The organism is Motilimonas sp. 1_MG-2023 (genome assembly GCF_030547455.1).
Lineage (GTDB): Bacteria > Pseudomonadota > Gammaproteobacteria > Enterobacterales > CBDFNC01 > Motilimonas.
In genome coordinates this window covers 47,397-73,618 of the sequence record NZ_JAUOPX010000008.1, presented here as the reverse complement: position 1 = coordinate 73,618, position 26,222 = coordinate 47,397, and the positions used below count along the sequence as shown (strand labels likewise).

The following is a 26,222-nucleotide window of genomic DNA, read 5'->3' as shown; positions in this document are numbered from 1 at the left end:
AAATAGACACTTAAGGTGTTGCAACCACGCACAAATCAACCTCTTTATCACGTAATATATGCGCCACGCCATCGCCACCAATAATATCGACGTGATGATGCTGACCCATGACTAACATCGCCACTGGGCTTGCTTTTAGTTGTTTCATTAACTGCTGATCGCGCTGACCAACCCGATAATGGATTTCGCTAACTGCCACTTGGCTACGCTTAATTAACGCCGCCATATGCTGTTTGGCATTTAAGATTGCCTCGTTCAACAATTGCGTTTGTTGCAATAATACTGCATCAGCAATATGGGCTTGCTGCAGCAAATCAACAATAAATACGACTTCCAATGGCAATGATAATTGTTGCGCAACTTGATGAGCATGCGCAAATACCTTGCCACTACGATGGTTTAAATCAAGAGCCACCAGCACACACTGCTGATTTGACCAAGGTTGCATTGATAGCACATATACATCGACTACGCTGTGCTGCAACATCCGTAGCAGCGCGCGATCACTTGCAAGACTGCTCCCCTGATTAATTTGAGGGCTAACGACTAGGCAAGTGCAATGATGCTCAGCCAGATAATCATTTGTGATATCAAACCAATCACCACTGCGAGATGCACACTGCAAGGGAATATGATGAGCCGCAACACGTTGCCGTAATTGCGAAAAAAACGGCTCTGCAGCAGCTTGCGCTGGCATGTTATTGGCTGAAAAAGTGAATAAGCAGTGTAGCGACTGACCACGACACAATCGCACCACTTTAGGCACAACACTCGCGGCCTTATTTGCCGCAGTGATAGTCCACAGCACACTCAGCGTATCCATAAAACCTCTACAGCCTTAACAATTAATAGCGACACTTTTCAGTCTAGTTGAAGCGCAAAATTTCGACCTCAAAAGCTATAAAGCACCCACTGAACAAAGCAAAGAAACAGGCAAAAGCGCAGCGCTGATCAGCAGCCTTGCCACTCAACTTGCTTTATCTGGCCGCGTCAGGCTTAAACAGAGCTGAAGCTAGGTATATCGAAGCATACCGAGTTTGCCAGTTTAATTACGCTTGACTAACACTTTATTCAGCTGAATATTCTATAATTTCTCAGTATGAATACAGACAAAGTCTGGCTAGAATCAGGCCACCAATTAACTCTCTCACTATCAGGTATTTTTCGGCCCTATGAACCAAAACACTTACGATATTAAGCGTCGCTTTATCATTAAACTAGGCAAGGCATTACACCAGTTTGGTACGCCCGCTTATCGCCTAGAAGCGCACTTAAAAAGCGTAGCGGAAACCATGGGACTACAGGGTTCATTTCTTGTCACCCCTACCTCACTGACTTTTGTGTTATGGCAGCCAACTGACAACCAAGACGAACAACCTATTGAAAGTACACACATTGTTAGAGTTAAGCCAGGTGAAATTGACTTGGGCAGCCTTGCTCGTACCAACGATCTAGTACAGCAAGTACAAAGCACCGACATGAATTTAACTCAAGCCTTACTACGCTTGAAAGAAATTCAAAACAAGCCCAACCCTTATCATCAAGTTTGGGTTGCGTTAGCCTACGCTGCCAGTGGTGGCGCTTTTGCTATGCTGATGTCAAGTAATTGGCCAACCACATTATGGGCCACCTTGTTAAGCCTAGTGGTGTATTTTTTGGTAGTGCGCGCCCAATACTCGCGTCGCGTCTCCGACTCTCTTGAGCCCTTGGTCGCACTATGCTCCGCGTTTATTGCCATGGGCATTGCCACCTTTGAAAGCCAGCTAAATGTGTCTGTGGCGGTGTTATCAGCCATTATTATATTTATTCCCGGATTATCCCTCACCATGGCGCTCAGTGAGTTGGCTTCGCGTGAATTAGTGTCTGGAACAGCGCGTCTGATGGATGCCATCATGGTGCTGTTTAAATTATATTTCGGCGCGGTATTGGGCATGGCACTAGGCGCACTATGTTGGGGACAAGCGATCCACCCGCTGCCCGAAATGATGCCATTTTGGGCAAAATGGCTGGGTGTACTGCTACTCTCTATTGGCCTTGCGGTTATTTTTAAAGTCCGTAAAAAAGACATTATCTGGGGGGTTTTAGCCGGCATCATCGCTTATGTCACCAGCGTGCTAGGAAGTTTTTATTTAGGCGAGGCACTGGGCCCCTTTATTGGCGCTTTTGCCGTGGGTGTTTACGGCAACCTTTATGCGCGCTGGACCAAGTCTCCTGCATCAGTGGTGTTGCTACAAGGCATCGTATTGCTGGTCCCTGGCAGCAAAACTTACATCAGCTTAAACAGCTTAGTGTTGGGCGAATCCATCGTAAACGTGCCCAACCTCGGCTCACAAACCTTCTTGATCTTTATGTCTTTGGTGGCGGGGTTAGTATTCGCCAACGTGGCGATACCGCCTAAGAGTACGTTGTAGCTTAATTAGCTTCAGTTTTGCTTAAGTCTATTACGAATTGATAAAGTATATTTTTACTGCAAAATTACGTTTTCAGGGATGAAAACGTAAAGCGTATAGGGAGATATTCGCCACGTTTTTGCAGGAGGAATATACTATTTAACTTATTCAGAACTTGGGTTAGTTAAAGAACACTACATCAAAGGACCAATCATCATCAAAAGCTCCTCTAGGAAGTGATCTGAAATACTCCACAACCTCTGCGGCCTGTTCACTGCACTGCTTATATGATAAACGATGTTTTGGAGAATATTGATAATCACCATAGCTCTTCCCTCTAAACGCATTTGGCCAATTATTATAGAACCAAAAAGTTCTTGTGCCTTTTTCCGTCATGTCATTGACTTTGTCATTGCAAAAGTCAACGATTTTCAGCTCATCCCTACGACTTAATCCAAATGGATCAAAGTACCTGACCGGATTTCCCCCACATAAGCAAACGTATCAATCCCGCCCACTAACCCAATCGGGTCACGACAAATGCAAGGCAGTCTCTTTATGGGACAGAAAAAATCTCAGAATGGCTTTATGTTGAATTTACTCGCAGGGTTGAGGGTTGGTGGCTTATTGTTTTAAGGACAACAAGCCACACCTTAATCTAATTGCTCCAGAGCTAACTACTTTAAAGGTTGCTTAAGCAGATCTCAGGTTAGTCTAGCTTTTTCCAAACGCCCCAAATATTAGAGGGGTCAGGCTGTACTCCCTTGGTCCACCATCTGGCTTGAAATTTAAGCCCTGAATAGGTGACCACATCCCCAGCGTTATAGGCTTGGTTAGTCTGCCAAGCTAGTACATCAGGCTCCGTTGGATCAACACTGGTGTCGCAAGCAATTTGCTCCCAGAACCATGAGTTTGCTTTCGGGGCTTCCCACAAACCGGGATTATTTTTGGCTTGGTAACAACTGCCGTTATACGCCACGATATCACCATTTTTAACCACTGTTTTACCAAGCACAAACTCAGGCCAGTTAGGCTCTACAACCTTGGCTTTAATCACAACCTCAATGGTCGCTACATTTGACTCTGCGCCATCATTATCCAACACCACATAAGTTAAGCGATCGCTTTCTTGGGCTAAATCCGTTGCCGTATATGTTAGTACCCCCTGTGCATTAACAGCGACTGAGCCAAACTGAGGTTGCGCTTTAATGACGATGGAATCCTGTTGCAGGGTACCATCTGGGTCAACGTCATTATCGAGAGGAGTCAATTCTGTTGCCTCACCCGCGATTACCTCAACTTGATCATTGACAGCCAAAGGGGCTTGGTTATCAGCTAATACCGTTACTGTAACGATATCGTTAGCTTGATAGCCTTCGTTATCTTTCACTAGCAGTTGCACATCAAAGGTTTGACTCTGCTCCCTATCTGCTAATGCAGGAGCAATAAAGTGGGCTCTAGAGTCCTGAGTGTTTGTAATGGTTAAGCCACTTGCTGACCACTGATAACTAGCCAGCTCACCTAATCGATCAAAAGAGCCTGAGCCATTTAGATTAACGATCTTATGCTCTGTAACAGTAATGCTTTCACCAGCATTTGCACTTGGCACGCTTGGATGCAGTGCATTGATCGCGATTTCGCCCTTGAGTAGCGCTGCAGAATTCTCACAGCGCTGCTCAAAGGTGGCTGAAAACTGCTCGGGTTGGCCTTTGCTCCACGCTAGCTGTAGCACCTCAAAGTTACCGATGCTTTTATTACAACCACGGCCGTCACCCGAAACACTCAAGCCAGCCACGCCAGCAGCCTGAAATGGAAAACGAGTGGCGTCCAAATAACGACCTGAAGTTAACTGCGCTTCATCAGCAGCAGCAAAATTTGCTGTCCAACTTTCACTACCTTGAATCGAAACAGAAACCCCGTTGTCGTAATTTTTACGTGCAGTCATCAGGCTATTGGCAGAATCATAGTTCCATACTTTGCCTTGACCAATATAGTCACCATTGCTACTGCGCATAGTAAAAAATGAACGAGGATCACTTTTACTAGCAACATGAAAGGTTTCAATTGTTGTCGCCGGTAAGCCCTGACTATCTGTTACCGATAACTTCAACGTGAGATCTTCACCGCCCAACGCAATATCGTTGGCAAAGGCTATCTGAGTTTGTGCTGCCGTTGGATTTATAATACTAATAGTAGGACCGCTCACGTATTCCCAGTAATAACTATCAATCGTGCTGGTGTTTGATTTAGAACGCGAGCCATCAAGTACTAAATCACCGCCTTCAACCACTTGACCTGCATTTTTTTGAATCACAGCTAACGGCAACTGGTAGGGTATAAGCGCATCATTATTGATACGAATACTTCCCTCAAGTTTGTTATCTGTTGAATCACAGTACTGCACAAAATCCAGCGCTAAGCTGGGGGCCGAAGTATTTAAGTCCATTTCGTAGATATAAAATTCACCAGTGATTTTGTTACAACCACGACCCGTTGCCCCTACAGCCATACCTGCATTAAAAGGCCCCTTAAAGGCATCACGCTCAGCATTAAGGTAAGCGCCGGGAGCTAAATTACGATCATTAGGGGGTCTAAAAGTGAAGTTAAAACCACTCGGGTGAGAAATAGTAATTTTCCCAGCTTCAATCGAACTAGTAAATTCACCGTTTAACGTGTGTGATTGACCACCACCAATCCAATCACCCGGATCACTGTTTAGGGTTATCACTGAATTAGCGAATGTTAGGGGCGATAAAAACAACGTGGATAAAACGAGGACTTTTTTCAAACCAAAACCTTTTTATTAATAAAGAAATGGATGAGTATATGAAGCCAAACCCCAACCATCAACTAAATATAAAGAAAACGTGATACAGCATTATCCCACTAGGCCGGCTCAACTATGAGCGTGATAACCCCCCCTAAAACTACATCAATTACCTTTCAACCGATTATCATCCAACCAACGCATCATTTTTTCACTGGTTGCCAGCAGTTGATCTAACTCTTGGTCTTGCCAATCGGCAAAACAAGCACTGATATCAGGTTGTAGCTTTTGCATGATCTCACCGCACAAATTCAATCCTTGCTTAGTAATAGTTAAATGACGTTTACGCTTATCTTGCGCATCAACCTCGGCATGGAGAGCCGATTTATCAAGCAAACTGGCGACCAGCTTGGTAATGCCAGGCTGATTCATTTCCATCACATTCGCTAATTCAGAAATGGTCCAGCTGCGCGTTGGCTGATGGCTGAAATGACTCAATAGTGAAAATTCTGACGGATTAATGCTGAAATTCTTAAACAGCTGATGAGTACGCGTGGTCATTAACTGCTGAATAATCCCTAGCTGTATCATGATCCGCTGCTGCTTTTGCTCTGTTAAATTCATGCTTCCTCCCGCACAAGCATTGACAAACATTCCAAGGAATACTAATTTACATTCCTAGGAATGTAAATATTCGGAAAGTTGCTTAGGAGTATTACTATGGATCGTCGAGGTTTTATCAAAATGATTGGAGTGGGCGCCGCTGCTACCACCTTTAGCAGCACGCTACTGGGTTGCTCTGACGGCAGCGCCGCAGTCGATTTTGGCTGGAATGGGCCAGCAGCCGATGAAAAAGATATTCGCTTAAAGGTATTGGCTTACGCCATTCTTTGCCCTAATCCACATAATAAACAGCCTTGGCTGATTAAATTACACAGCCCTAACAGCTTTGATTTGTTTGTTGATCAGGCGCGCTTATTACCAGAAACCGACCCTTATGCACGGCAAATTCACATTGGCCAAGGCACTTTTTTAGAAACCTTAAGTATCGCCGCTACCGCTTATGGTTATCAGGCCGATATCGACTACTTCCCAGATGGCGAGTACAGCAACCTTGTCATTGAAGATCTTCCCGTCGCTCGGATCACGTTGCTAGAGCAAAATGACATGGCAACTGATCCCCTGTTTTCTCACCTGCTTACTCGCCAATCGAACAAGCGTGAATACGACAATAGCTTGCTGACACCAAAGCAAAAGGCGCAACTTACGCTGTGGGCAAATAGCAGCAGCGGTCAATTAACCCTAGTAGATGGCAAAGAGCAGCAAGCTTATATGCAACAAATGCTGACCGAAGCGATGCAGATTGAAGTAGGCAATCAAGCAAGAGACATGGAAACCATTAAGATGTTTCGCTTTAACGATGCCGAAGTTGCCAAATATCGCGATGGCTTTGGCCTCGCCCACTCTGGCGTCACTGGAATCAAAAAATTCGTCGCGGAAACCTTTATTCTTGATCGCGCGAGCACCGAAAAGGATCCGAGTGATTTTGGCAAACAAAGTGTCGAAGTAACCCGTTTGGCCAGCCAATCCACCAGCACCTTTGCTTGGCTAACCACCAAAACCAACAGTCGCCTTGATCAAGTTAAAATTGGCCGCGATTACTGCCGCCTTAATTTAACCACCACCGCGATGGGGTTAGCGCAGCATCCTATGAGCCAAGTGCTGCAAGAATACCCCGACATGCTGCCGCTGCAACAAGCATTTAAGCAACACTTTAATATTGCCGAATCAGGCACAGTGCAAATGCTGGTGCGTTTAGGTAAAGCCGCAGCCACGGCGCATACGCCAAGACGTTTAGTCAAAGACCTTATCTTAACGGCATGAACTACATTAACTAACCTCAGTTTTGCTTATACCCAAGACACCTCAAGATGCGGGATTCAGAGCCGCTCATTATGTTCAGTTTGAGGCAAAAAGCTGAAGGAATGGTCAGCCCTTTCAATGCTTTTTAACGAAAAAATGAACATAATGAGCGACTCCCAAAGGGCGAGTTTTGTAGGCTGTTATGCTTTGTTGCTGATTTTTAACGTAGAATAACTATGTCTCAAATCAGCGTCGCGCCTAACAGCCTACAAATTCTCGCTGAACAAGCATCTTGAGGTAACTTGGGTATAAGCCAATTACGGTCGGAGACAGTATATTTACTGCAAAATTTCGTTTTCAGGGATGAAAACGCAAAAAGTATAGGGATATATCTGCTCCTTCCCTTGACTCTCCCCTATAGGGGAGGCTTTATGATGGCATCTCTAGTCAATCATAGAGAACAATTAAAGCATGAAGACAGCATTTATTAGCGGCGCCACATCAGGGATCGGATTAGCCTTTGCTAAACAACTTTCGCAACAAGGTTACGCCTTAATTTTACATGGCCGAAACCAAGCGATGTTACAGCAACTGCAACAAGATTTACCTCATGTTAGGTTCACCATCACAGCTGACTTATCTAAGACTGAGCAGTTAAATGAAACCATTATGCGGCTGGAACAATTTAACGAGCCCATCGCCGTTGCCATCAACAATGCCGGTTTTGGCTTATTTGGTAAGCATCTTGAACAGAATGAAGCCGAGATCGATGCCATGCTAGCACTGAACATTGCCGCAACAACCAAATTGAGCAGCTACTTTGCGCAAAAAATGGCCTGCCAAGGTGGTGGGCATATGCTGAATGTTGCTTCTACAGCCGCCTATCAACCTCAGCCCTACTTTGCCGCTTACGCCGCTAGCAAGGCCTACTTAAGCAGCTTTACCGAAGCGCTGGCGATGGAAATGAAAGACAAGAATGTGACTATCAGCTGCCTTTCTCCTGGGCGCACTGCCACCCGATTTTTCACCTTTAATAGCCAAGATGATACCAAAAATGGTCAAGGCACCTTCGCCGAAAAACACCGAGCTACCCCCGAAAAAGTCGCTCAACTTGGTCTCAAGGCCTTATTTAAAGGGAAGATGCGTGAAATCCCATTTTGTGAGAATAAGTTTTACGTATTCCTTAACCGCTTGTTAGCAAGAAATACCATACTCAAGATCTATCAAAATGCGATGGAAAAAGCCTAAGACGTCGGTTTTGCCAATGAAGTTAGCAAGCAAGCGTTGTAACGCGCAACGCTTTGCTCGAGCTCAGACAAGCCGTCGAGCTTTTGCAATATTGCCGTTTGTTGCTGTTGCAATAGTTCGCGCTTGCTGTCGATTGCTTGACGTAATAAGTCCATCGGCACCAAACCCTGCTGGGTTTTCGCTGAGGCAATCTGCTTTAATTCTTCAAGGGTGAAGCCTAAACTTTTCGCCAGTTTTATCATCGCCAACACATCGACAAAACTGGCATCATAAACACGATATTTGCCTTGTCGCAGCGGCGATCTAATTAAGCCAATGACTTCATAATGTCGAATAGCTTTAATACTCACCCCTGATAACTTAGCTAGCTCACCAATATACATAACTGCATTGCTCTCCTTAATGGCCACGCTTTAATTGCCGCCGACCCAGCATTATTTAATTGATGGCGGTGACATGCCTAAATATCAACCTTTAATCGTGATCACTGGCTCGAATAAATGACATTGTTCAGGCCGCTTGCGATAGATCACATATCTGTAACAAAAGTGCTGATGCGATACCGTAACAAACCCACAAAAATGGCATAAAAGCATGAATTTAAACAGTTTTAAATACTAGGCCTGAATAAGCTATATACCCTCCCAAGACGGTTACGGGTTTTCCCTTATATCGGTCGCAAGCGGCTTCTTATAGTTTCTATTACAGACGCACTCACCTTAAAAATAATAACTCGGGTGCGATTAGGAATAGATATAAAACTAACTATCGTCGCCCTCTATTTAGCAAGGTGGAAATATGAATCAGAAAACCATGGCAAGTGCGCACACAACCGCGCCGATTAACACGCCTACAAGCTCTGAGAGTAATGCATCTAATGCCACAACTAAACTTTCAGTAAACAGTTGGAACAAGGTTGATACCACTTGGGTACTCAGCTTATTTGGTACCGCCGTTGGTGCGGGGATTTTATTTTTACCCATTAACGCTGGCTTAGGTGGATTCTGGCCACTACTCGCAATGGCGGTGTTAGTTGGCCCAATGACTTACTTTGCACACCGCAACCTATCTCGATTTGTCCTTTCGTCAAGCAATCCTAAAGCCGATATCACTGACGTGGTAGAAGAGCATTTTGGCACTGGCGCCGGCAAACTTATCACATTGCTGTATTTCTTTGCTATCTACCCCATCGTATTGATTTACGGCGTGGGGATCACCAACACCGTGGATAGCTTTATGGTTAACCAACTCGGTATCGAGTCATTGCCACGCTGGTTACTCTCGATCACTCTGATTTTAGGCATGATGTCGGTGATGATGGCTGGCGAAAAGCTGATGTTAAAAATCACTCAGTTTTTGGTTTACCCACTGGTTGCGATCCTTGCTGGTATGTCACTCTTTCTTATCCCTGATTGGAACTTCGCAGCAATTAGCCAAGCGCCAAGCGTAATGGATTTCACCACAACCCTATGGTTAACCATTCCTGTATTAGTATTCGCATTTAACCATTCTCCAGCTGTTAGCAGCTTTGCGCGCAAACAACGTGAGCAATATGGCGATGCAGCTGTCGCTAAATCAGATGCCATTTTAAAACGTACTTCTGCCATGTTATTGGGCTTTGTTATGTTCTTCGTATTTTCAGTGGTACTAAGCCTTAGCCCTGAAATGTTAGTTGAAGCCAAAGCCGCAAACCTGCCAGTGCTATCTTATCTTGCTAACGTACACGGCAGTCCAATCATTGCTTACTTTGGTCCGGTTGTGGCGTTTGTTGCTATCGTTTCATCGTTCTTTGGCCACTACTTAGGTGCCCGAGAAGGCATGAATGGCATCATCATCAAACAAGCTAAAGCCATGGGTAAAACTGTGGACAAGAAAAAAGTAAACCTATTCACCATCGGCTTTATGATCATCACCCTGTGGATTGTGGCCGTCATTAACCCAAGTGTACTAGGCATGATAGAAGATTTAGGCGGCCCAATTATCGCCACTATCCTATTCTTAATGCCTATGTATGCAATTAAACGAGTACCTGCAATGGCGAAATACCAAGGCACAATCGCTAATGTATTTATCACCACTATGGGTCTAGTGGCTATTTCAGCAATTGTTTTTAAACTTCTTGCTTAATAAATAGTCCAATAGCATAAGGGTCGATAAATCGGCCCAAATTAGTAAAGGAACGCATTATGTATAGCGCATTCGATATCTTTAAAATTGGCATTGGCCCATCCAGTTCACACACAGTCGGCCCGATGAAAGCCGCCAAACAGTTTGTGGATGATTTAATCGCAAAAGAAATAATCAAAGATATCACCGCCATCACCGTTGACGTACACGGGTCGTTAGCCCTAACAGGTAAAGGCCATAATACCGATACAGCCACTATTTTAGGTCTTGGCGGATTTAGCCCAGATAATGTTGACTTAGATACCATTCCTGATTTTCTTGAGCGCGTCGCAACCACAGAACAGCTACCAATTGGCTTACACTGTCACACAGTGAGCTTTAAAAATGACGCACTAAGCTTTATTAGCCAAGCTTTGCCTTTACATGAAAACGGCATGAAAATTCATGCTTTTAAAGGTGATGAGCTCGCTTATAGCAAAACCTATTACTCTGTTGGCGGTGGCTTTATTGTCGATGAAGAGAGTTTCGGTAAAGATTTAATCAGTGACGTGACTGTTCCTTATCCATTTGATTCTGCGGCACAACTGATCGATCAATGTGTGCAACATGGCTTAAGCATCAGTACTTTAATGATGCGTAACGAACAGCACTTACGTGATCGTGAAAGTATCGTAACGGCTTTTGGTAAAATCTGGCTAACGATGAAAGAAGGTATCGATCGCGGCTGTCGCACCGAAGGCGTCCTTGCAGGTCCATTGCGCGTGCCACGCCGTGCACCAGCTCTATTTCGTATGCTGTCAACCTCGGGCAATCACAATGTTGACCCGATGATTATTATCGATTGGGTAAATATGTTTGCCTTAGCTGTGAGCGAAGAAAACGCCGCAGGTGGACGTGTTGTAACCGCGCCAACTAATGGTGCAGCAGGCATTATTCCTGCAGTATTGTCTTACTACGACAAATTTATTGAACCCGTTGGCACCGAGCAATATACACGCTTTTTCTTAGCTTGCGCGGCAGTGGGTATTTTATATAAGCGTAACGCATCTATTTCAGGGGCAGAAGTAGGCTGCCAAGGCGAAGTGGGTGTGTCCTGCTCAATGGCTGCCGCGGGGCTAACAGAACTCATGGGTGGTAGCCCCATGCAAGTGGCTGCTGCAGCTGAAATAGCTATGGAGCATCACTTGGGATTAACTTGCGATCCTGTTGCTGGCCAAGTACAAGTACCTTGTATTGAACGTAATGCCATTTCATCAATGAAAGCAGTTAACGCATCTCGGATGGCGCTGCGCAGAAATTCAGAAGCTCGCGTATCGTTAGACAAAGTCATTGAGACTATGTACGAAACAGGTAAAGACATGAACGCAAAATATCGCGAAACATCCCAAGGCGGATTAGCAATAAAAATTGCGTTTACTTGTACTTAAATCATTCATGAGCATGTATTTGCGTTTTCAGTAATGAAAACGCAAATTCTATTACTGCCAAACTGAGCTGAATGGCCAACGTGCATCACTTAATCATGCCGATACTGGGGTAAATAAGTCAGCCAAGGTGCGCATAAACTTAGCCGATGAAAAGGGCTTTTCTACTGTGGCGATAAATACCTGATCATCGCCATCGTAGTGCGACATATCATCACCACTAATAGCCACAACGGGCACTAAGGTATTGTGTTGAGTGATGTGCTGCGCTAATTCCAATCCCGTCATTTTAGGCATCATCACATCGGTGATCACTAAATCAAATGAATGAGGCTCTGCCATAAAAGCATTTAATGCCGATTGACCGTCGCGATAGGAACTAACACTGACTTCTGCAGCGGTTAATAAATCTGTTAAAAATTCTACAATGCTCGATTCATCATCTACCAACAACACTCGCTTATTACGCAAGCTTGGGTATTTCATCACACTGGATACTGGCGCTTCAATTGGCATGGCTAAACTTTTGCTCACAGGAAAGTAGACTTGAAATAAACTACCTTGCCCTGGGCTACTCTTCACTTGAATGTGACCACCCAAATTATGCACCAAACCGTGGATCACAGATAACCCCATACCCGTGCCTTTACCCACTTCCTTGGTGGTATAAAAAGGCGAGAAAATATTTCGCACCACCGCCTCTTCCATTCCTGAGCCATGATCCGTCACCGATAACACCAAGAATTCTCCTTGGAAAGCACTGCGACAAGAACGACACTCCAGCAAACCAGAGTCGGTTAAATGATCAAGATTAACTTTAATGACACCTTCACCATTCATCGCATCACGTGCATTAAGCACCAGGTTCATTAACACTTGATGGAACTCGGTTGGGGTGATTGCGACAGTTTGATTGGCGTTATTGCCAATTTCGAATTTTAGGTTTATTTCTTTGCTCAAGGTCGCATTAAGCATACGGCAACCTTCTTTAAGGGCCATAGCTAATGTTAACGGCACCGCCGCTTGATGGAACTGCTCATTGGGCCGACTAAACGCCAGCATCTGTGCCACTAAATCTTGCGCACGTTTACCGGCAGTAATCACCTGTTTAAGGTAATCACCCACCTTTTCATTCTCTAAACTAACGCGCATCAATGAGAGCTCAGTGAAGCCTAAAATACTCGCCAGTATATTGTTAAAATCATGAGCGACACCGGCGGTTAACTGACCGATGGCTTCCATTTTTTGTGTTTGCATTAATTGCAGCTCAAGCTGTCGCTTGCTTGCCGCTGTCTGCTGATGCTCAATAGCCAGGGAAAGATCGAGCCCCAATTGATTAAATATAAGCTCGTCATCTTGGTCAAAATAGTAAGATTTAGAACCATAAATACAGATAACTTGGGTCACATGCTCATTACGTAAAATGGGCACAACCATTAGCGACTTCAGCCCCATTAAAGCAAGTTGATGATTGACTGGCGGATGAGTTTGTTCGGCTAAATTATCCAGCCGCTGTACATGCTGCGACTGTACCGCTGCACGATAAACGCCTAAATCATCGAGACAATTTTCTTTAATAAAAACATCTGCCTGCTCCATTTGGCTAAATGCCGCGATCAAGGTAAGCTCTGATACCTCCTCATCTTTTACCTGCCCAGCCCAAACTAATGGGAAGTCCAGCTTCTTGGCTAATATTTGGCAAATATCGAGTAATAACTGTGATTCATCTTCTTGCGCCACCAAAATTCGGTGAACTTCATTAAGGGCATCAAGAATATTCACTTTTTTCTGCAACGTGGTTTTAGCTTGCATCAGTTCGGTCACATCCGTTGCCACCTCTAAGGTCATTTCTTGGCTGCTATTGATCTGATGGTAAGGGGCGCAAACCACCTCATGAAACCGTAATAAGCCTTCTTTGTCGACACTCTTTCTGATCTCGCGTAAGGTTTCGCCTTGGCGAACTTTTTCCGCCAATATCACAGATTGTGCGGTTAACTGACTGTTTTGATCTTCTTTAAGTTGATGACGAAAATGACGCGCTGCAAGGTTTTCAATTTGGATTTGATGCTGCTGGTTACGAATACTGACCATGTGCGGCACATTATCGAGCAGCTGGCGCAATGATGTATCCGAAGCACGTAATTGCTTATCTTGTGCTTTGTACTGCATTTCCAACTCAACCCTACGTGCGGCGATACGCAACAGATCCAACGCAGTAGACGACTCATATTTTTTATAATGCATCGCACATAAAGCGGCCGATACCGCTCCTTTTTCATCATGTAACGGCATGGCAAAAAAGGTTTTAATGTGGTGCCCTTTAATAAAGGGGTCACTAGCAAACGCTTGGTTAATTTTTTCCCCCATCACCAAGATATCACCGCGATGAAATAGCTCATACAGTGGGCTAAAAGCAAGCTCAGCTTGACCCGCGAACTGTTGGTTCTGACAACCTGATAATAGGTATAGTCGTTCACTACCCGCTTCTCGACGCATGATATAAACCCAAGGCATCTTGAGGGCATTAGCGACACTATTGCAGATATGCTGCAAGGGATCGGCTGTCGCGGCGACATCAGATAAGGTAGCGATAGCGGTTTCTAAATATTGTTTTGCTGAAGTATCTTGCAAGCAAACAAGGTACTGCGGAGGCTGAGCATCTAAGCGACTGATTTTGCCTGCAATATGTACAACAGATGAGTCAAACATGAAGTTAAGCTGATCGGCGAAATCTAATGCCAAGCCATCCTGCTGCACGCGTTTCAGCACCCCTGCCAATTCTCCGGCATTGCCAGGTAACTGAGATAAATGGCGCCCCATTAATGATGTCTCAGTACCTTGAAATAAACGACAAGCGGCAGGGTTCAGTGCCAATACATGGCCTTTTTCGTTAAGCAAAATCACCCCATCAGCAATAGCTGCGAAAATAGCTAAATGCTGCTGCAGCTGTTGCTGAGCTTGTTCTTGCGCTTTATTTTGTCGGTGATAAATATTATTAAACAACCGTGTAATACGCCTTATTTGCGCCACGCCTTGTTCATCGAGTAGCAATCGCTCTTTGCTTTTGCCATGGTTTTGTAAAGCATATGATAAGCGTTTTAATGGTATTAAGGTGGCACGGTAGAACCATGTAACAAATGCCAATGCTAATATCAATAATACAATAGAGGTGGTGTTAAGAGGGAACTTGGCATACTGCCAAAAAAGCGATTCTGGTTCGAGAAACTCATATTCAAAATATATACGAACTTCACTTAACGGGCCGCTAAACGGTAATTCATAAGTCTTAGTGTAAAAAAGCAGGCTTTCATCTTCACTGAGTAAAAACTGCTTTTTGAAGTATAAATTACTCGACAGGGCTAAGTTTGGAATATATTCAACCAGCTGAATAACATCATTATTCAACCAGATACTGTTATTGGCGAAAATAACTTTGTTTTTGGTATTTAAGACAATGATTTTCCTCAATCCCTTAAGGGACATAGCAGATACTATAGCTTGCTTTACTTGGCTGGGATCGTCGTGGGCATAAGTGGTTAAGGCGCGTTCAATATCGACACTTTGCTCCTCCAGTAAACCTATGGTGTGAGAATATCCCGTTTGATAGTCACGCTTAACATTCGAGAGTAGCACCCCCTGAAAAATAAGCGCAATAGCCATGGTTAAAATAACCATGGCTACGCAATGTAGATTGTTTAATTTAGACATGATATTGCCTCAAACTCGGCGCAATTATTGTGCCGGCTTGTTTGGCCTATACAACATGATTAGGCAGTTTTTTTGCTGTTACACTCCGCGAGAATGTCGCGTAAAAGCGCAAAGTCGATCGGCTTTTTCAAACACGTTTCAGCACCAGCATTCAGGATCCGTGTCACGTTATGCTCAGAGCTAAAGCCTGTCATCGCGACAACCTTAATATTGCGCGTCGCTGAACTGCGTTTAATTCGCTCACAAACCTCAAAACCATTCATTCCCGGCATCATTAAATCCAGCAAGATCAAATCTGGCTTTAGTGTGTGTAATAATTCACCGGCACGAAAGCCGTCTGGAGCAAGATACACTTCAAATGTATCATCGTATGAACCAATAAATTCTTGTAATAAATGCGCTAATTGTGAATCGTCTTCCACAATCATAATGCGACACGGGCCAGAGCTTAACTCATCTAATGATATACCCGCGTTTTTTGCAAACTCGGCGACATCTTCAGGTAAATAACGCCGATGTCCACCGGGGGTGGTTTGACACTTAAGTTTACCACTACTTGACCATTGGCGCACCGTGATCGGCGACACCTTAAATTTTTCCGCCACTTGAGTTGGCGTTAAATATGGTAATGATTCTGGTTTTTGCGAGTTTGCCATATCCGTCCCTGATTCAACCTCTTTACTGCGAGTGAGTATAATGAAAATGGTAATTAGCCGCGAATACTCTTTGGTATATTTTCCGACACAAACCACAGTCTTTTTCCTTTTATATAACATATTAGCTATTTATTAGCTTAACCTAGTTACTAATACCCGCTAAAATGAAAAAATTTTTAGCTTTTGAGCTGACGCTTGCCATTTAAGGACCCGCGCCATGTATATCCAAGTGCCTAATATCGTTCCTTTGGACAACATTTTACCCGACGAACCATTATTGATGATGGGGGCTGGGCCTGTTCCCATTCCGGCTAAAGTTGCCTCAGCGAACTCCATCGTGATTAACCACTTAGGCAACACCATGGCGCAAATCATAGAGCAAGTCAAAGCGATGGCGCGCTATGTGTTCCAAACTGAGTCACAACACATACTCGGTGTTGCGGGTCCGGGCTCTGCGGCGATGGAAATGGCGATAGTCAACCTGATCCAACCAGATGACAAAGTGTTAAGTATTTGTAACGGTTTCTTCAGTTCGCGTTTAGCTGAAATGGCCACTCGTTCACAAGCAAATGTACAACGTTATACTGTACCCAACGGTGAGTTTGCGAATGTTGAAGAAGTGGCCCGCCTACTTAGTGAGTTTCAACCTAAAGTACTTACCATCGTCCAAGGTGAAACCTCAAACACCGTTTTTAATCGCTCACTTCCTGAAATTTGTGCGCTGGCTAAAAAACATCATTGCTTAGTGATAGTTGATGCGGTCTGTACCCTAAGCACCATGCCATTGGAAATGGACAAATGGCATATTGATGCCGTGATCACTGGTGGCCAAAAAGGCTTATCCTCTATTCCCGGCGTGTCGTTAGTGGCATTTTCTGATCAGGCTTGGCAAGTAATCAATGAGCGGGAAGAGACGCTAAGACACTGGTGTTTAGACGCCAAATTAGCCGACCAATTTTGGTATAAAAAATCATACCATTACACTGCGCCCGTATCCGGCATTTTAGCGCTACATGAAGCGCTGCGGTTAGTTTGTAACGAAACCTTACCTAAGCGCTTCGAACGCCATTTAATTTGTTCAGTGGCACTGCAGGCGAGCATTGAAGCCATGGGACTTTCGCTGTTTGTACCGCAGCCTGCGCGGCTTAATTCAGTGGTCGGCATCAATATGCCCGACAACATAAACTCAATGGAACTTCTGAATTTTATGTCGAGCCACTACAAAGTCGAAATCTCTGGTTCATTTGGCCCCAATATTGTACGTATTGGTCAAATGGGTGAACAAAGTCGTGCTCATAACTTGTTCCGAACTGTACATGCTTTTGGGTCGAGCATGAAAGCGCTCGGAAAAGAAGTAGATTTGCCTAATGGCGTGGCTGCACTTGAATCTAGCTTACAGCCACTTAGCCAATCCTTCAGCGTTAATATATAGCCTCCAAGCAAACTTAGGCGACTAGGCCTAAGTTTGTCCTTCGATTACCCCTACTTTGTTTCAGCCCAACGCTGCCAGATAAAGTATGTTTACGGCAAAATTTCGTTTTCAGGGATGCAAACGCAAAGCATGCTATTTCGCTTATCCAAGACTCGGCTAATTACAATACATACGCTCTTTATCGACCGCTTGTAAAGCCACTCGCGATTGACTGACACAACTATGTTCAGCTTCTCGCGTTTCAACATCAACATGCTCTACTTTAGGAAATGTGGCCGCTAACACCGCCAGCAAAGCGTTAGACAAACGCTTTTTTTCACCAAAATCATGGCGCGGCTCAACCACAACAGCCAAGTGAACAAAGCTAGCCAAGCGCCCCCCTACCAAGTATTGGCTGTAATCTTGACTACGAATATGAATATCTTGACTAGCAAATAACTCACTGCTGACCACTTCTTGATGCAGTTCCATTAATAATTTAGCTGAATCAAAAGTGTGGGTTAAATTGTGTGAGTATTCGAGCACTAAATGAGGCACAGGGATCACTCCGGTTGGTTAAGCCAATTTTCAACCATCATATGCTGCATGATGATCACGACACTTTTATTGCACCATCCTTTGCTGCGGTCATTTACTTACACGTAAACAACATCAATAAGTTAGCCATTTACTCACCTTTACTGCGAATAACACCTAATCGCCACCGCCTAGAGCTAGCTTACTTGTCCAGTCTATTGAACTCATTCAAGCATAGATGGAAACACCCACCTTTTTAGGTTATTTTTTGTACAACCAAATATTATTGGGTATAAGCCCTACACGGCCAAATCAAGTGTGTGTTATGACACTCTCATTCGATTACCAAGATTTCGTCTTGTTTATCAAGACTTTACAACATAGCGCGCGGCTAAGCATCAGTTCGAGAGAGGGTTCTTACAGGCTTGTTTAACCTAGGTAGCTTTTCCCACGCTGGACGATTTTCGCCATCTCTTGTTTTTGTATCGAGACATTCGCCACAAGCTTGTAAACACAGTTGCCAAATCGCTTGCTTAGAGCTGAGATTCAGGCAACTGATCTCGGCAGCGCATAAATGCCCGTGAGCAAATAGGCGCGCCAATATCATTTCATCAAGCTCAATTTGCACTTTGGTGTGTTTATTTGATTGATTTGAACGAGAGGAGGGTGGGATCTGGGCCATGAGCGAGTCCTTGTTGCAGCAAAACAGTGATTGATGCAACAAGGCTAATAGTAATGGTTATCATTTGCAATTATTTATATACTACGTTGCTGCCCCGCGATCGCAATCCAAACGTTAGCACCAGCAATAAGCATATTTAAACCAAATATAACGCCAATCAACCATGCAGCCCCATTGGCGCCAGACAAGATTAAAATCAAGCCTAACACTGCGGTAATACCATGGCGTAACTGCCACCAAAAAGATGGGTTTACAATTCGGCGCTCGGCGAACCAGCCCATCAACCCAGAAAATATCAAGCTAGCGCCAATAATAAAACCTGCGACCGAAAGAGTCAGTGCCGGCATAAAGAGCAATAACACCCCCAGCAACACAAAAAGAATAGGAACTAAATTGCTCGTATTCGTTACCCCTCTTTGGTTTAAGTAACGGTTATATGCGAAGCCCAGTACACCACAAGCCAATACCGCCCCACCTAAGATCAATACCGACAAGGTTGCAAAGTAAACCGGTAAAATCATAGATAAAGCGCCAATCACCATCATGATCATCGCCGCAGTTTTGGCCTGACCAGTTAATTCTTTAGGGATGTTCGTGTAGAGCTGCATACTATTTCCTTAGTCTAGTGACAATTCACATTCAGTATCGCTAACATCAATAACCAGTGACTTTTTACCTGCGTTAGCCGAAATTTCCAGCCACTTAAGAGGCACCACAAAAGCGTGGCCATCTTTACCAAACATACGCTGTTGTTGCTTTAGTTGTTGTGGATGCGTTTTCGGATTAAATCCTTTGGCAAAGCAAATCATACCGCGCTCAACTGGAGCAATATCACCGCCGACATTGTTAATGATATAGATACCATGAATACCTTCGGCCATTAGAATGAGTTGAGGCTTAATTTTGTCTTGTACAATGTGCTGCCAACCAGGCCAAAATTCATCGCCACTAAGCACAACCTCACCTTCTGTCTGCCCTGATTCATCGAGTAATTCGCCACCGGGGTAGCAATCAGGATTCCATAAATCATCATAAGTAGGCGTCAGCAAAGGTGCTTTTTTCGCTTCGGCTAACATGGTTTGCAATAGGCTTAAATCAAAAGAAATCTGGTTCATGTGACGCTCATTTAAACGGATTGAATGTCGCCATTATTGCAGAAAAAATGGGCTCAAACAGCCCATTTTTATTCGCTCTATTTTATTTAACGAAACAAGTAATCGGTTTTCGCTGTTTTTTCTTCTTCAGGAGCACTAAAACCGCGAAACAAAGCGAAAAACAAGCAAAACAAAGCAAATAATATTACCAAAGTGGGTTGCCAATTATGGCCAATAGCCTCAATAGGCTTAATCAAAGGGTATCCATCAATCGACAACTTAAGTAAAGGCGGATAAAAGGCGGCGCAGAAAAAGGTAACTGGATACCAAAGGCTCACATAAAAAAACAATCGTCCAGCATGTAAAAAGCCAATCAGCAAACCCAAAATAGCGCCAAATAAAATGCCGTAAACACTCGCTGTCACTGTGACTACCAGCCAATACATGGCTTGTTCAGCTAGCACCCCTGAAAACCATTGCCCCAACAAATTAAGCAATGCTTTATTCGTAACTAACCATACTTGCACATCTTGTACATAACTAATATTCAAAAAAGCATAACAATACGGCAAGGCGAATCCTGTAACGGCCGCCATGAAAATCACCAATAAAGATCGAACAATAGCCATAACTACTCTCAGTGAGACGAATAACTCCATTGAAGCAGGTTTTGCAATTGAAAGCATGATTTGAAACCGTCAGGGTCTGAAAGTGTGAGGCAACACCCGAATTCAGCTATCGCCACAATTTGTCCGGCCACTATGCTTACACACTAAAAGAAGTGAGGGGATCTAACGTTTCGCTGTATTCGTACTGTCATCAAATGCCCTCACTCTTTTGTAATTATTGACATACAATAAATAAACCGTGATTAAACAGTAAATAAACTTCAATTATTCATAATTTAATTATGGATCACATAGCAAATGGTTAAACTAATACCGCTGAACTCTACTTTGGTATCCCTTAGTAAAATCCAGCCATAAGTGCTCATTTAGCTCAATCAAAATGGATAACCCTAATGATAAAATCGGCCAACATTCGCTCCTTGATTGTTTGCGCCAGCATGTTGTTTTTATTTGCATGTGGCCAAGCGCAACAAGAGCAAACAAGACCTGATATAAAACGCCCAGTAAAAGTAACCACCATCTCCCTAGCCGATAACGCACGAACGCGCACCTTGCCTGGTGAAGTGCAAGCTTCTAACCGCGCAGAAATGTCGTTTCAAGTAGCTGGCGCCATAGAAGAAATTCTTGTCCGCCCAGGACAAGTCGTTAAAGCTGGCGACCTATTAGCTAAATTAGATGCAAGCTTATATGAGCAACAAAATGAAGTAGCAAAGGCCCAATATAACCTCGCCAAGGTGTTATACAAGCGTTCGGAAGAGCTGGTTAAGCGCGGCGTCATCTCGCGTAATGATTTTGATAAAAATAAACGTGATTATAGCGTCGCCCAAGCCGCCTTTGACCAAACCCAGAACAACCTTAATTATACTCAGCTTACTGCACCTTATGACGGCATCGTCGCCGCTCGATACAAGGAAGCATTTGAGTTTGCCCAAGCCAAAGAAGCAGTCATGACCATTCAAACCGAGGCGATGGTAGATGTGAATTTTCAATTACCTGAGCAATACATTAGCATATATCAAAGTAGCCCGGTTAAAGGCGATGTAGAAGCCCCCAACTACAATCAAGTATCCGTCAAATTTTCTGGCAGGGATCAGTGGTACCCTGCCCATATTACCGAGCTTAACACTTTAGCTGACAACACCACTGGCAGTTACACCGTAGTACTACGCTTACCGACGCCAGAGCAACTAAACGTTTTTGCCGGCATGACGGCCTTCGTCAAAATACAAGTGCCCGCCAAAAATGAAAACCAACAACCGAAAATTCCGGCAAGCGCCGTCATCACTGAAAATGGTCAAGCTCATGTGTTCCGCTTACTTGAACAGCAGCAAATAGTAGAAAAGGTCGCAGTAACGCTAGCAGAGGGGCGCTTAGTGTCTGGCTTGTCTGATGGCGATTTATTAGTCACTGTTGGCGCGAATGAATTAACTGACGGCCAAGCTGCCGTTCGTTGGGTAAAAGAGCGAGGTCTATAACCATGAACATCAATCATCTAACTGCATTGTTCCTGCTGACCTTATCTATTTCAGGCTGCCAAGAAGTCACCTTTAAAGAAAAGCCATTACCTGTAGTAGCAGTGTATGAACTACCTAAGTCCAATAACCAAGTCGAGCGGGTGTTCAATGCTGTTGCCCGCGCGCAAGATTTAACTCATTTGTCTTTTCGCGTTGGCGGTAAAATATCCAATATTCTTGTTACGAATGGTCAACAAGTGCAAAAGGGAGATTTACTGGCCGTCATCGATAAGCAAGATTACCAAGTGGCGCTCAAGGATCGCAAAGCCCGCGTACAATCAACTTACAATCAATACCAACGCGCCCAAAAGATGCTCGACAAAAAGCTTATGGCACAGGCTGAATATGACCAAATGCGCGCACAATATTTGGTCGCTAAAGCGCAACACCGCAGCGCTGAGCTAGAGCTGGAATACACCGAACTAAGAGCCCCCTTTAGTGGTGTGATTGGTGAAGTGATTCAAGATTCCTTTGTCAACGTACAGCCCGGCAGTGTGATTTTAAATATGCATAAAATCGAGTATGTCGAAGTTGACGTACAAGTACCCGATTCATTATTGGCGGTATCAAAGCGCAAGGAATATCGCACCGAAAAGCGCAAGTACGAGGTGGTATTTGATGCCTATCCAGAGCAAGTATTTACCGGTGAGACCTTAGAGGTTAACACCGAGAAAGATCCCTCAACACGCAGCTACATTGTCACCCTAGCGGTTCCTTTTAATAGCCAATACAAAGTATTAGAAGGCATGCCCGCGCGAGTGAAGGTTGACCTCAACGATGTTACCTACACCTACTCTCGTGAGCACACAGTCCCGCTCACCGCGGTAGCCATGTTAGATGGCGATAAACTCTCAGAGCAAATCGCCAGTGTTTGGGTTTACCAAGCTGAGAGTCAAACGGTCACCAAACGAGAGGTGACACTAGGCGTGATCACCGGCCATATGATCGAAATAAAAGCTGGGCTCAATGATGGTGAGATTATCATCGCCAATGGGGTCAACCGCCTCATTGAAGGGCAAAAAGTTGAGCTGAAAAAGGGATAATCATAAACATGAATATTGCAGGTTACTTTATTAAAAACACCGTCATCAGCTGGATGTTTATCCTCGTTTTGCTGATTGGCGGCACTATCGCATTCACCGGTTTAGGTCAGCTAGAAGATCCACCATTTACCATTAAAGATGCGGTTGTCGTTACTATGTACCCGGGCGCCACCTCTACTGAAGTAGAAGAAGAGGTAACCTACCCGATTGAAAAAGCAATCTTAGCATTGCCCTACGTTGACGAAATTAAGTCCCTTAGCACTTCGGGTATGTCGCAAATTACCGTCACCATGAAAAATACCTTCGGTCCAGATGAACTTCCTCAAATTTGGGATGAGTTAAGGCGTAAAGTTAACGATATGTCTGGCAATCTCCCTCCAGGTGTTGGCAAGCCGATGGTGAATGATGATTTTGGTGATGTATTTGGCATCATGTTAATGATCAGTGGCGAGGACTACAGCTATAAAGATTTATCTGACTACGTGGATTATGTCAGTCGCGAACTTGAACTGGTTCCGGGTGTCAGCAAAGTCTCATCAGCGGGTAAACAAAATGAGCAAGTCTTTATTGAAATTTCTCTTAACAAGCTGGCCAGTTCAAATATTGATCCCAACCTCATCATGGGCTTATTAAACTCACAAAATATGGTCACCGACGCGGGTAACATCCGCATCAGCAGCGACAATATTCGTCTGCGACCGAGCGGCGCATTTAAATCAGTCAAAGAGTTGGAAGAGCTTGTCATTCCAGGCACTTCGGGCAACAAACTGATTTACCTTAAAGATGTCGCCACTGTTAGCCGTGGCTATCAAGATATTCCAACTAACTTGATAAGCTTTAATCAACACCAAGCTATTAACCTTGGCATCTCCTTTGCCTCAGGGGTGAATGTTGTGGATGTTGGTAAAGCCGTTACCGCTAAAATAGAAGAAATTGATTATGCTCGCCCAGCTGGCATGATCATTGAAACCATGTATAGCCAGCCAGCAGAAGTTGATAAATCTGTGTCGAGTTTTGTCTGGAACTTGATCGCTGCCGTGGTCATCGTTGTTGGTGTATTGTTGTTCTTCATGGGCTTCAAGAGTGGGGTTTTAATCGGCATTATTTTATTCCTTACCTGTTTAGGTACTTTCATGCTGATGTTGCAGGCCGAGATAGAGCTGCAACGTATTTCCCTTGGTGCTCTGATCATTGCCCTTGGTATGCTAGTAGATAACGCTATTGTGGTTGTAGAAGGCATACTGATCGGCCGTCAACGCGGCCAGTCTACCCTCGAAGCTGCACAAGCAATTGTGAAACAAACCATTTGGCCGCTGCTCGCGGCAACAGTGATCGCCATTGCTGCTTTTGCACCTATCGGCTTATCACCTGACTCAACTGGGGAGTTTGCTGGTTCACTATTCTGGGTACTGCTGTTTTCATTGTTTTTATCTTGGATCACCGCCATTACTATTACACCTTTTTTGGCCGACCTATTTTTTAAAACTACCGAGGTGCAAGAGGCGGGAGCAGAGCAAAAAGACCCTTACGGGGGAGCTTTTTTCACCATTTACAAAAAGCTATTAGATGTTTGTCTGCGCTTTAAATGGACCAGCGTGCTGTTAGTAGTGATCGCCTTCGTTGGCTCTCTCGCTGGCTTTGGCTACGTTAAACAATCCTTTTTCCCACCTTCTACTACCCCTATCTTCTTGGTCGATGTGTGGTTACCAGAAGGCACGGATATTCGCCAAACCCAAACAACGGTGGCGAAAATGGAAGCAGACGCCATGAAACTTGATAATGTCGAGTTTGTAACCACAACGGTAGGTAAAGGCTTTCAACGTTTCTTGTTAACTTATTCGCCAGAGAAAAACTATGGCGCTTATGCTCAAATTGCCATTCGCACCAGCGCATTTGAAAACCTACAAGAAACCATGGTGGCGCTGCGCAGTCAGTTGGAAAGTCATTACCCACAAGCGCAATATAAATTTAAGCGCCTTGAGATAGGTCCTTCTACAGACGCGAAAATTGAAGCGCGGATCGTAGGTGCCGACCCTGATGTATTACGTGAAATAGGCACCGAAGTGATGGCCGTGTTTAACGCCACACCGGGTACTGTCAACGTACGCCACAATTGGCGCGAGCGGGTGAAATTTATTGAACCACAATTCAATGAAACTCAAGGTCGCCGCTTAGGCATTAGTAAGCAAGATGTCGATAAAACCTTAGCCTTTGCCTTCTCTGGCCTGCAAGCAGGACTTTACCGCGAAGGCACTTCATTGCTGCCAATCATCAATCGTTTGCCAGAAGAAGAGCGGATTGATATCGAATCACTCGAAAGCCTTCGCACTTGGAGCCCCGCTCTCAACGCCTACGTACCGCTACAACAAGTGGTGGATGGCTTTGAAGTTAAATTCGAAGACCCTATTATCCAACGCCAAGATCGTAAGCGAACACTGACTATCTTTGCGGATGCAGATTTTGAATACGACATTCTACCCGCAGCATTATTTGCAAAAATGAAACCCGAAGTAGAAGCCATTGAGCTCCCACCAGGCTATGAGCTGCAATGGGGGGGTGAATATGAATCTTCACAAGATGCCCAAGCTGCACTTTTTGCAACCTTGCCACTTGGCTTCTTGTTTATGTTTTTAATTACCGTGTTCCTATTTAACTCAGTGCGTAAGCCACTGGTTATTTGGGCCTGCGTGCCGTTGGCTTTAATCGGTATTACTTCGGGTCTGATTATTCTCGACAAACCCTTTAGTTTTATGGCGCTACTAGGGATGTTAAGTCTGTCAGGCATGCTACTTAAAAACGGTATTGTTTTACTGGATCAAATCAACATTGAAATTGAGGAAGGTAAAGAAGCGTTTCAAGCAGTATTTGATTCAACGGTTAGCCGTGTACGACCTGTGTGTATGGCTGCGGTCACCACTATCTTAGGTATTCTTCCTTTGATCACCGACGCCTTCTTTGAGTCAATGGCTGCGGTGGTGATGTTTGGTTTAGGTGTTGCTACCATCTTAACCTTATTGATTGTTCCCGTGCTGTACGTGATTACATTTAAAATTAAATACAGAAGCTACTCTGAATTTACTTAACCCATGCAATGCCTAGAAAATGCCAGTCACTTGACTGGCATTTTTT

At 44.3% G+C, this 26,222-nt stretch carries 20 protein-coding genes; 9 read left to right on the top strand and 11 right to left on the bottom strand.

What is annotated here, in order from left to right:
- Window positions 1-10: 10 nt before the first annotated feature.
- Window positions 11-823 carry a universal stress protein gene (locus Q4519_RS06105; protein ID WP_303510742.1) on the bottom strand — a complete coding sequence of 271 codons (813 nt, stop codon included), beginning with the start codon at window positions 821-823 and terminating at the stop codon, window positions 11-13.
- A gap of 349 nt (window positions 824-1,172) precedes the next feature.
- Between Q4519_RS06105 and Q4519_RS06100 the strand changes: the two genes are divergently transcribed.
- Complete coding sequence (locus Q4519_RS06100) at window positions 1,173-2,411, top strand: threonine/serine exporter ThrE family protein (protein ID WP_232803162.1); 1,239 nt, start codon at window positions 1,173-1,175, stop codon at window positions 2,409-2,411.
- Window positions 2,412-3,099: 688 nt separating this feature from the next.
- Here Q4519_RS06100 and Q4519_RS06095 read toward each other — a convergent pair.
- Both Q4519_RS06095 and Q4519_RS06090 read right to left on the bottom strand, forming a co-directional pair.
- Complete coding sequence (locus tag Q4519_RS06095; protein ID WP_303510736.1) at window positions 3,100-5,178, bottom strand: Ig-like domain-containing protein; 2,079 nt, start codon at window positions 5,176-5,178, stop codon at window positions 3,100-3,102.
- A 144-nt stretch (window positions 5,179-5,322) separates the two neighbouring features.
- A complete protein-coding gene (locus Q4519_RS06090) occupies window positions 5,323-5,781 on the bottom strand; it encodes a MarR family winged helix-turn-helix transcriptional regulator (RefSeq protein ID WP_303510733.1) in 459 nt (152 codons plus the stop codon).
- Window positions 5,782-5,877: 96 nt separating this feature from the next.
- On the opposite strand from Q4519_RS06090, the gene Q4519_RS06085 reads away from it, so the two are divergent.
- Complete coding sequence (locus tag Q4519_RS06085) at window positions 5,878-7,041, top strand: twin-arginine translocation pathway signal protein (RefSeq protein ID WP_303510729.1); 1,164 nt, start codon at window positions 5,878-5,880, stop codon at window positions 7,039-7,041.
- A 450-nt stretch (window positions 7,042-7,491) separates the two neighbouring features.
- A complete protein-coding gene (locus Q4519_RS06080; RefSeq protein WP_303510727.1) occupies window positions 7,492-8,268 on the top strand; it encodes an SDR family oxidoreductase in 777 nt (258 codons plus the stop codon).
- On the opposite strand, the gene Q4519_RS06075 is transcribed toward Q4519_RS06080, so the two are convergent.
- A complete protein-coding gene (locus Q4519_RS06075) occupies window positions 8,265-8,651 on the bottom strand; it encodes a MerR family transcriptional regulator (protein WP_303510725.1) in 387 nt (128 codons plus the stop codon). The two genes, Q4519_RS06080 and Q4519_RS06075, sit on opposite strands and share 4 nt — an antisense overlap.
- A 415-nt stretch (window positions 8,652-9,066) precedes the next feature.
- Here Q4519_RS06075 and Q4519_RS06070 point away from each other — a divergent pair, with 415 nt between their 5' ends.
- Complete coding sequence (locus Q4519_RS06070) at window positions 9,067-10,395, top strand: serine/threonine transporter (RefSeq protein WP_232803805.1); 1,329 nt, start codon at window positions 9,067-9,069, stop codon at window positions 10,393-10,395.
- Window positions 10,396-10,454: 59 nt separating this feature from the next.
- Window positions 10,455-11,822, top strand: a complete 1,368-nt coding sequence (locus Q4519_RS06065) for an L-serine ammonia-lyase (RefSeq protein WP_303510723.1) — start codon at window positions 10,455-10,457, stop codon at window positions 11,820-11,822.
- A 93-nt stretch (window positions 11,823-11,915) separates the two neighbouring features.
- On the opposite strand, the gene Q4519_RS06060 is transcribed toward Q4519_RS06065, so the two are convergent.
- Both Q4519_RS06060 and Q4519_RS06055 read right to left on the bottom strand, forming a co-directional pair.
- Window positions 11,916-15,527 (bottom strand): ATP-binding protein, encoded by a 3,612-nt coding sequence (locus tag Q4519_RS06060; RefSeq protein WP_303510721.1) that lies wholly within the window; start codon window positions 15,525-15,527, stop codon window positions 11,916-11,918.
- 59 nt (window positions 15,528-15,586) lie between these two features.
- On the bottom strand, window positions 15,587-16,183 hold the full coding sequence (locus tag Q4519_RS06055; protein WP_232803808.1) for a response regulator: 597 nt from the start codon (window positions 16,181-16,183) through the stop codon (window positions 15,587-15,589).
- 217 nt (window positions 16,184-16,400) lie between these two features.
- On the opposite strand from Q4519_RS06055, the gene Q4519_RS06050 reads away from it, so the two are divergent.
- Window positions 16,401-17,615, top strand: coding sequence for an alanine--glyoxylate aminotransferase family protein (locus Q4519_RS06050; protein ID WP_303510719.1), 1,215 nt, complete (start codon window positions 16,401-16,403; stop codon window positions 17,613-17,615).
- A 156-nt stretch (window positions 17,616-17,771) separates the two neighbouring features.
- Here the strand turns inward: Q4519_RS06050 and Q4519_RS06045 are convergent, their stop codons facing one another.
- The 5 genes from Q4519_RS06045 to Q4519_RS06025 form a co-directional block, all read right to left on the bottom strand.
- On the bottom strand, window positions 17,772-18,152 hold the full coding sequence (locus Q4519_RS06045; protein WP_232803810.1) for a hypothetical protein: 381 nt from the start codon (window positions 18,150-18,152) through the stop codon (window positions 17,772-17,774).
- A gap of 370 nt (window positions 18,153-18,522) precedes the next feature.
- Window positions 18,523-18,813 carry a hypothetical protein gene (locus tag Q4519_RS06040; protein ID WP_303510716.1) on the bottom strand — a complete coding sequence of 97 codons (291 nt, stop codon included), beginning with the start codon at window positions 18,811-18,813 and terminating at the stop codon, window positions 18,523-18,525.
- A 74-nt stretch (window positions 18,814-18,887) separates the two neighbouring features.
- A complete protein-coding gene (locus Q4519_RS06035) occupies window positions 18,888-19,421 on the bottom strand; it encodes a DUF308 domain-containing protein (RefSeq protein ID WP_232803812.1) in 534 nt (177 codons plus the stop codon).
- Window positions 19,422-19,430: 9 nt separating this feature from the next.
- Window positions 19,431-19,928, bottom strand: a complete 498-nt coding sequence (locus tag Q4519_RS06030) for a hypothetical protein (protein WP_303510708.1) — start codon at window positions 19,926-19,928, stop codon at window positions 19,431-19,433.
- Between the two features lie 86 nt (window positions 19,929-20,014).
- Complete coding sequence (locus tag Q4519_RS06025; RefSeq protein ID WP_232803814.1) at window positions 20,015-20,536, bottom strand: hypothetical protein; 522 nt, start codon at window positions 20,534-20,536, stop codon at window positions 20,015-20,017.
- Window positions 20,537-20,928: 392 nt separating this feature from the next.
- Here Q4519_RS06025 and Q4519_RS06020 point away from each other — a divergent pair, with 392 nt between their 5' ends.
- Genes Q4519_RS06020 through Q4519_RS06010 form a run of 3 tightly spaced genes read left to right on the top strand, consistent with a single transcriptional unit; the run spans window position 20,929 to window position 26,176 of the window.
- Window positions 20,929-22,011 carry an efflux RND transporter periplasmic adaptor subunit gene (locus tag Q4519_RS06020; RefSeq protein ID WP_303510701.1) on the top strand — a complete coding sequence of 361 codons (1,083 nt, stop codon included), beginning with the start codon at window positions 20,929-20,931 and terminating at the stop codon, window positions 22,009-22,011.
- 2 nt (window positions 22,012-22,013) lie between these two features.
- Window positions 22,014-23,093, top strand: coding sequence for an efflux RND transporter periplasmic adaptor subunit (locus Q4519_RS06015; protein ID WP_303510698.1), 1,080 nt, complete (start codon window positions 22,014-22,016; stop codon window positions 23,091-23,093).
- Window positions 23,094-23,101: 8 nt separating this feature from the next.
- Window positions 23,102-26,176 carry an efflux RND transporter permease subunit gene (locus Q4519_RS06010; RefSeq protein ID WP_303510696.1) on the top strand — a complete coding sequence of 1,025 codons (3,075 nt, stop codon included), beginning with the start codon at window positions 23,102-23,104 and terminating at the stop codon, window positions 26,174-26,176.
- Window positions 26,177-26,222 lie beyond the last annotated feature (46 nt).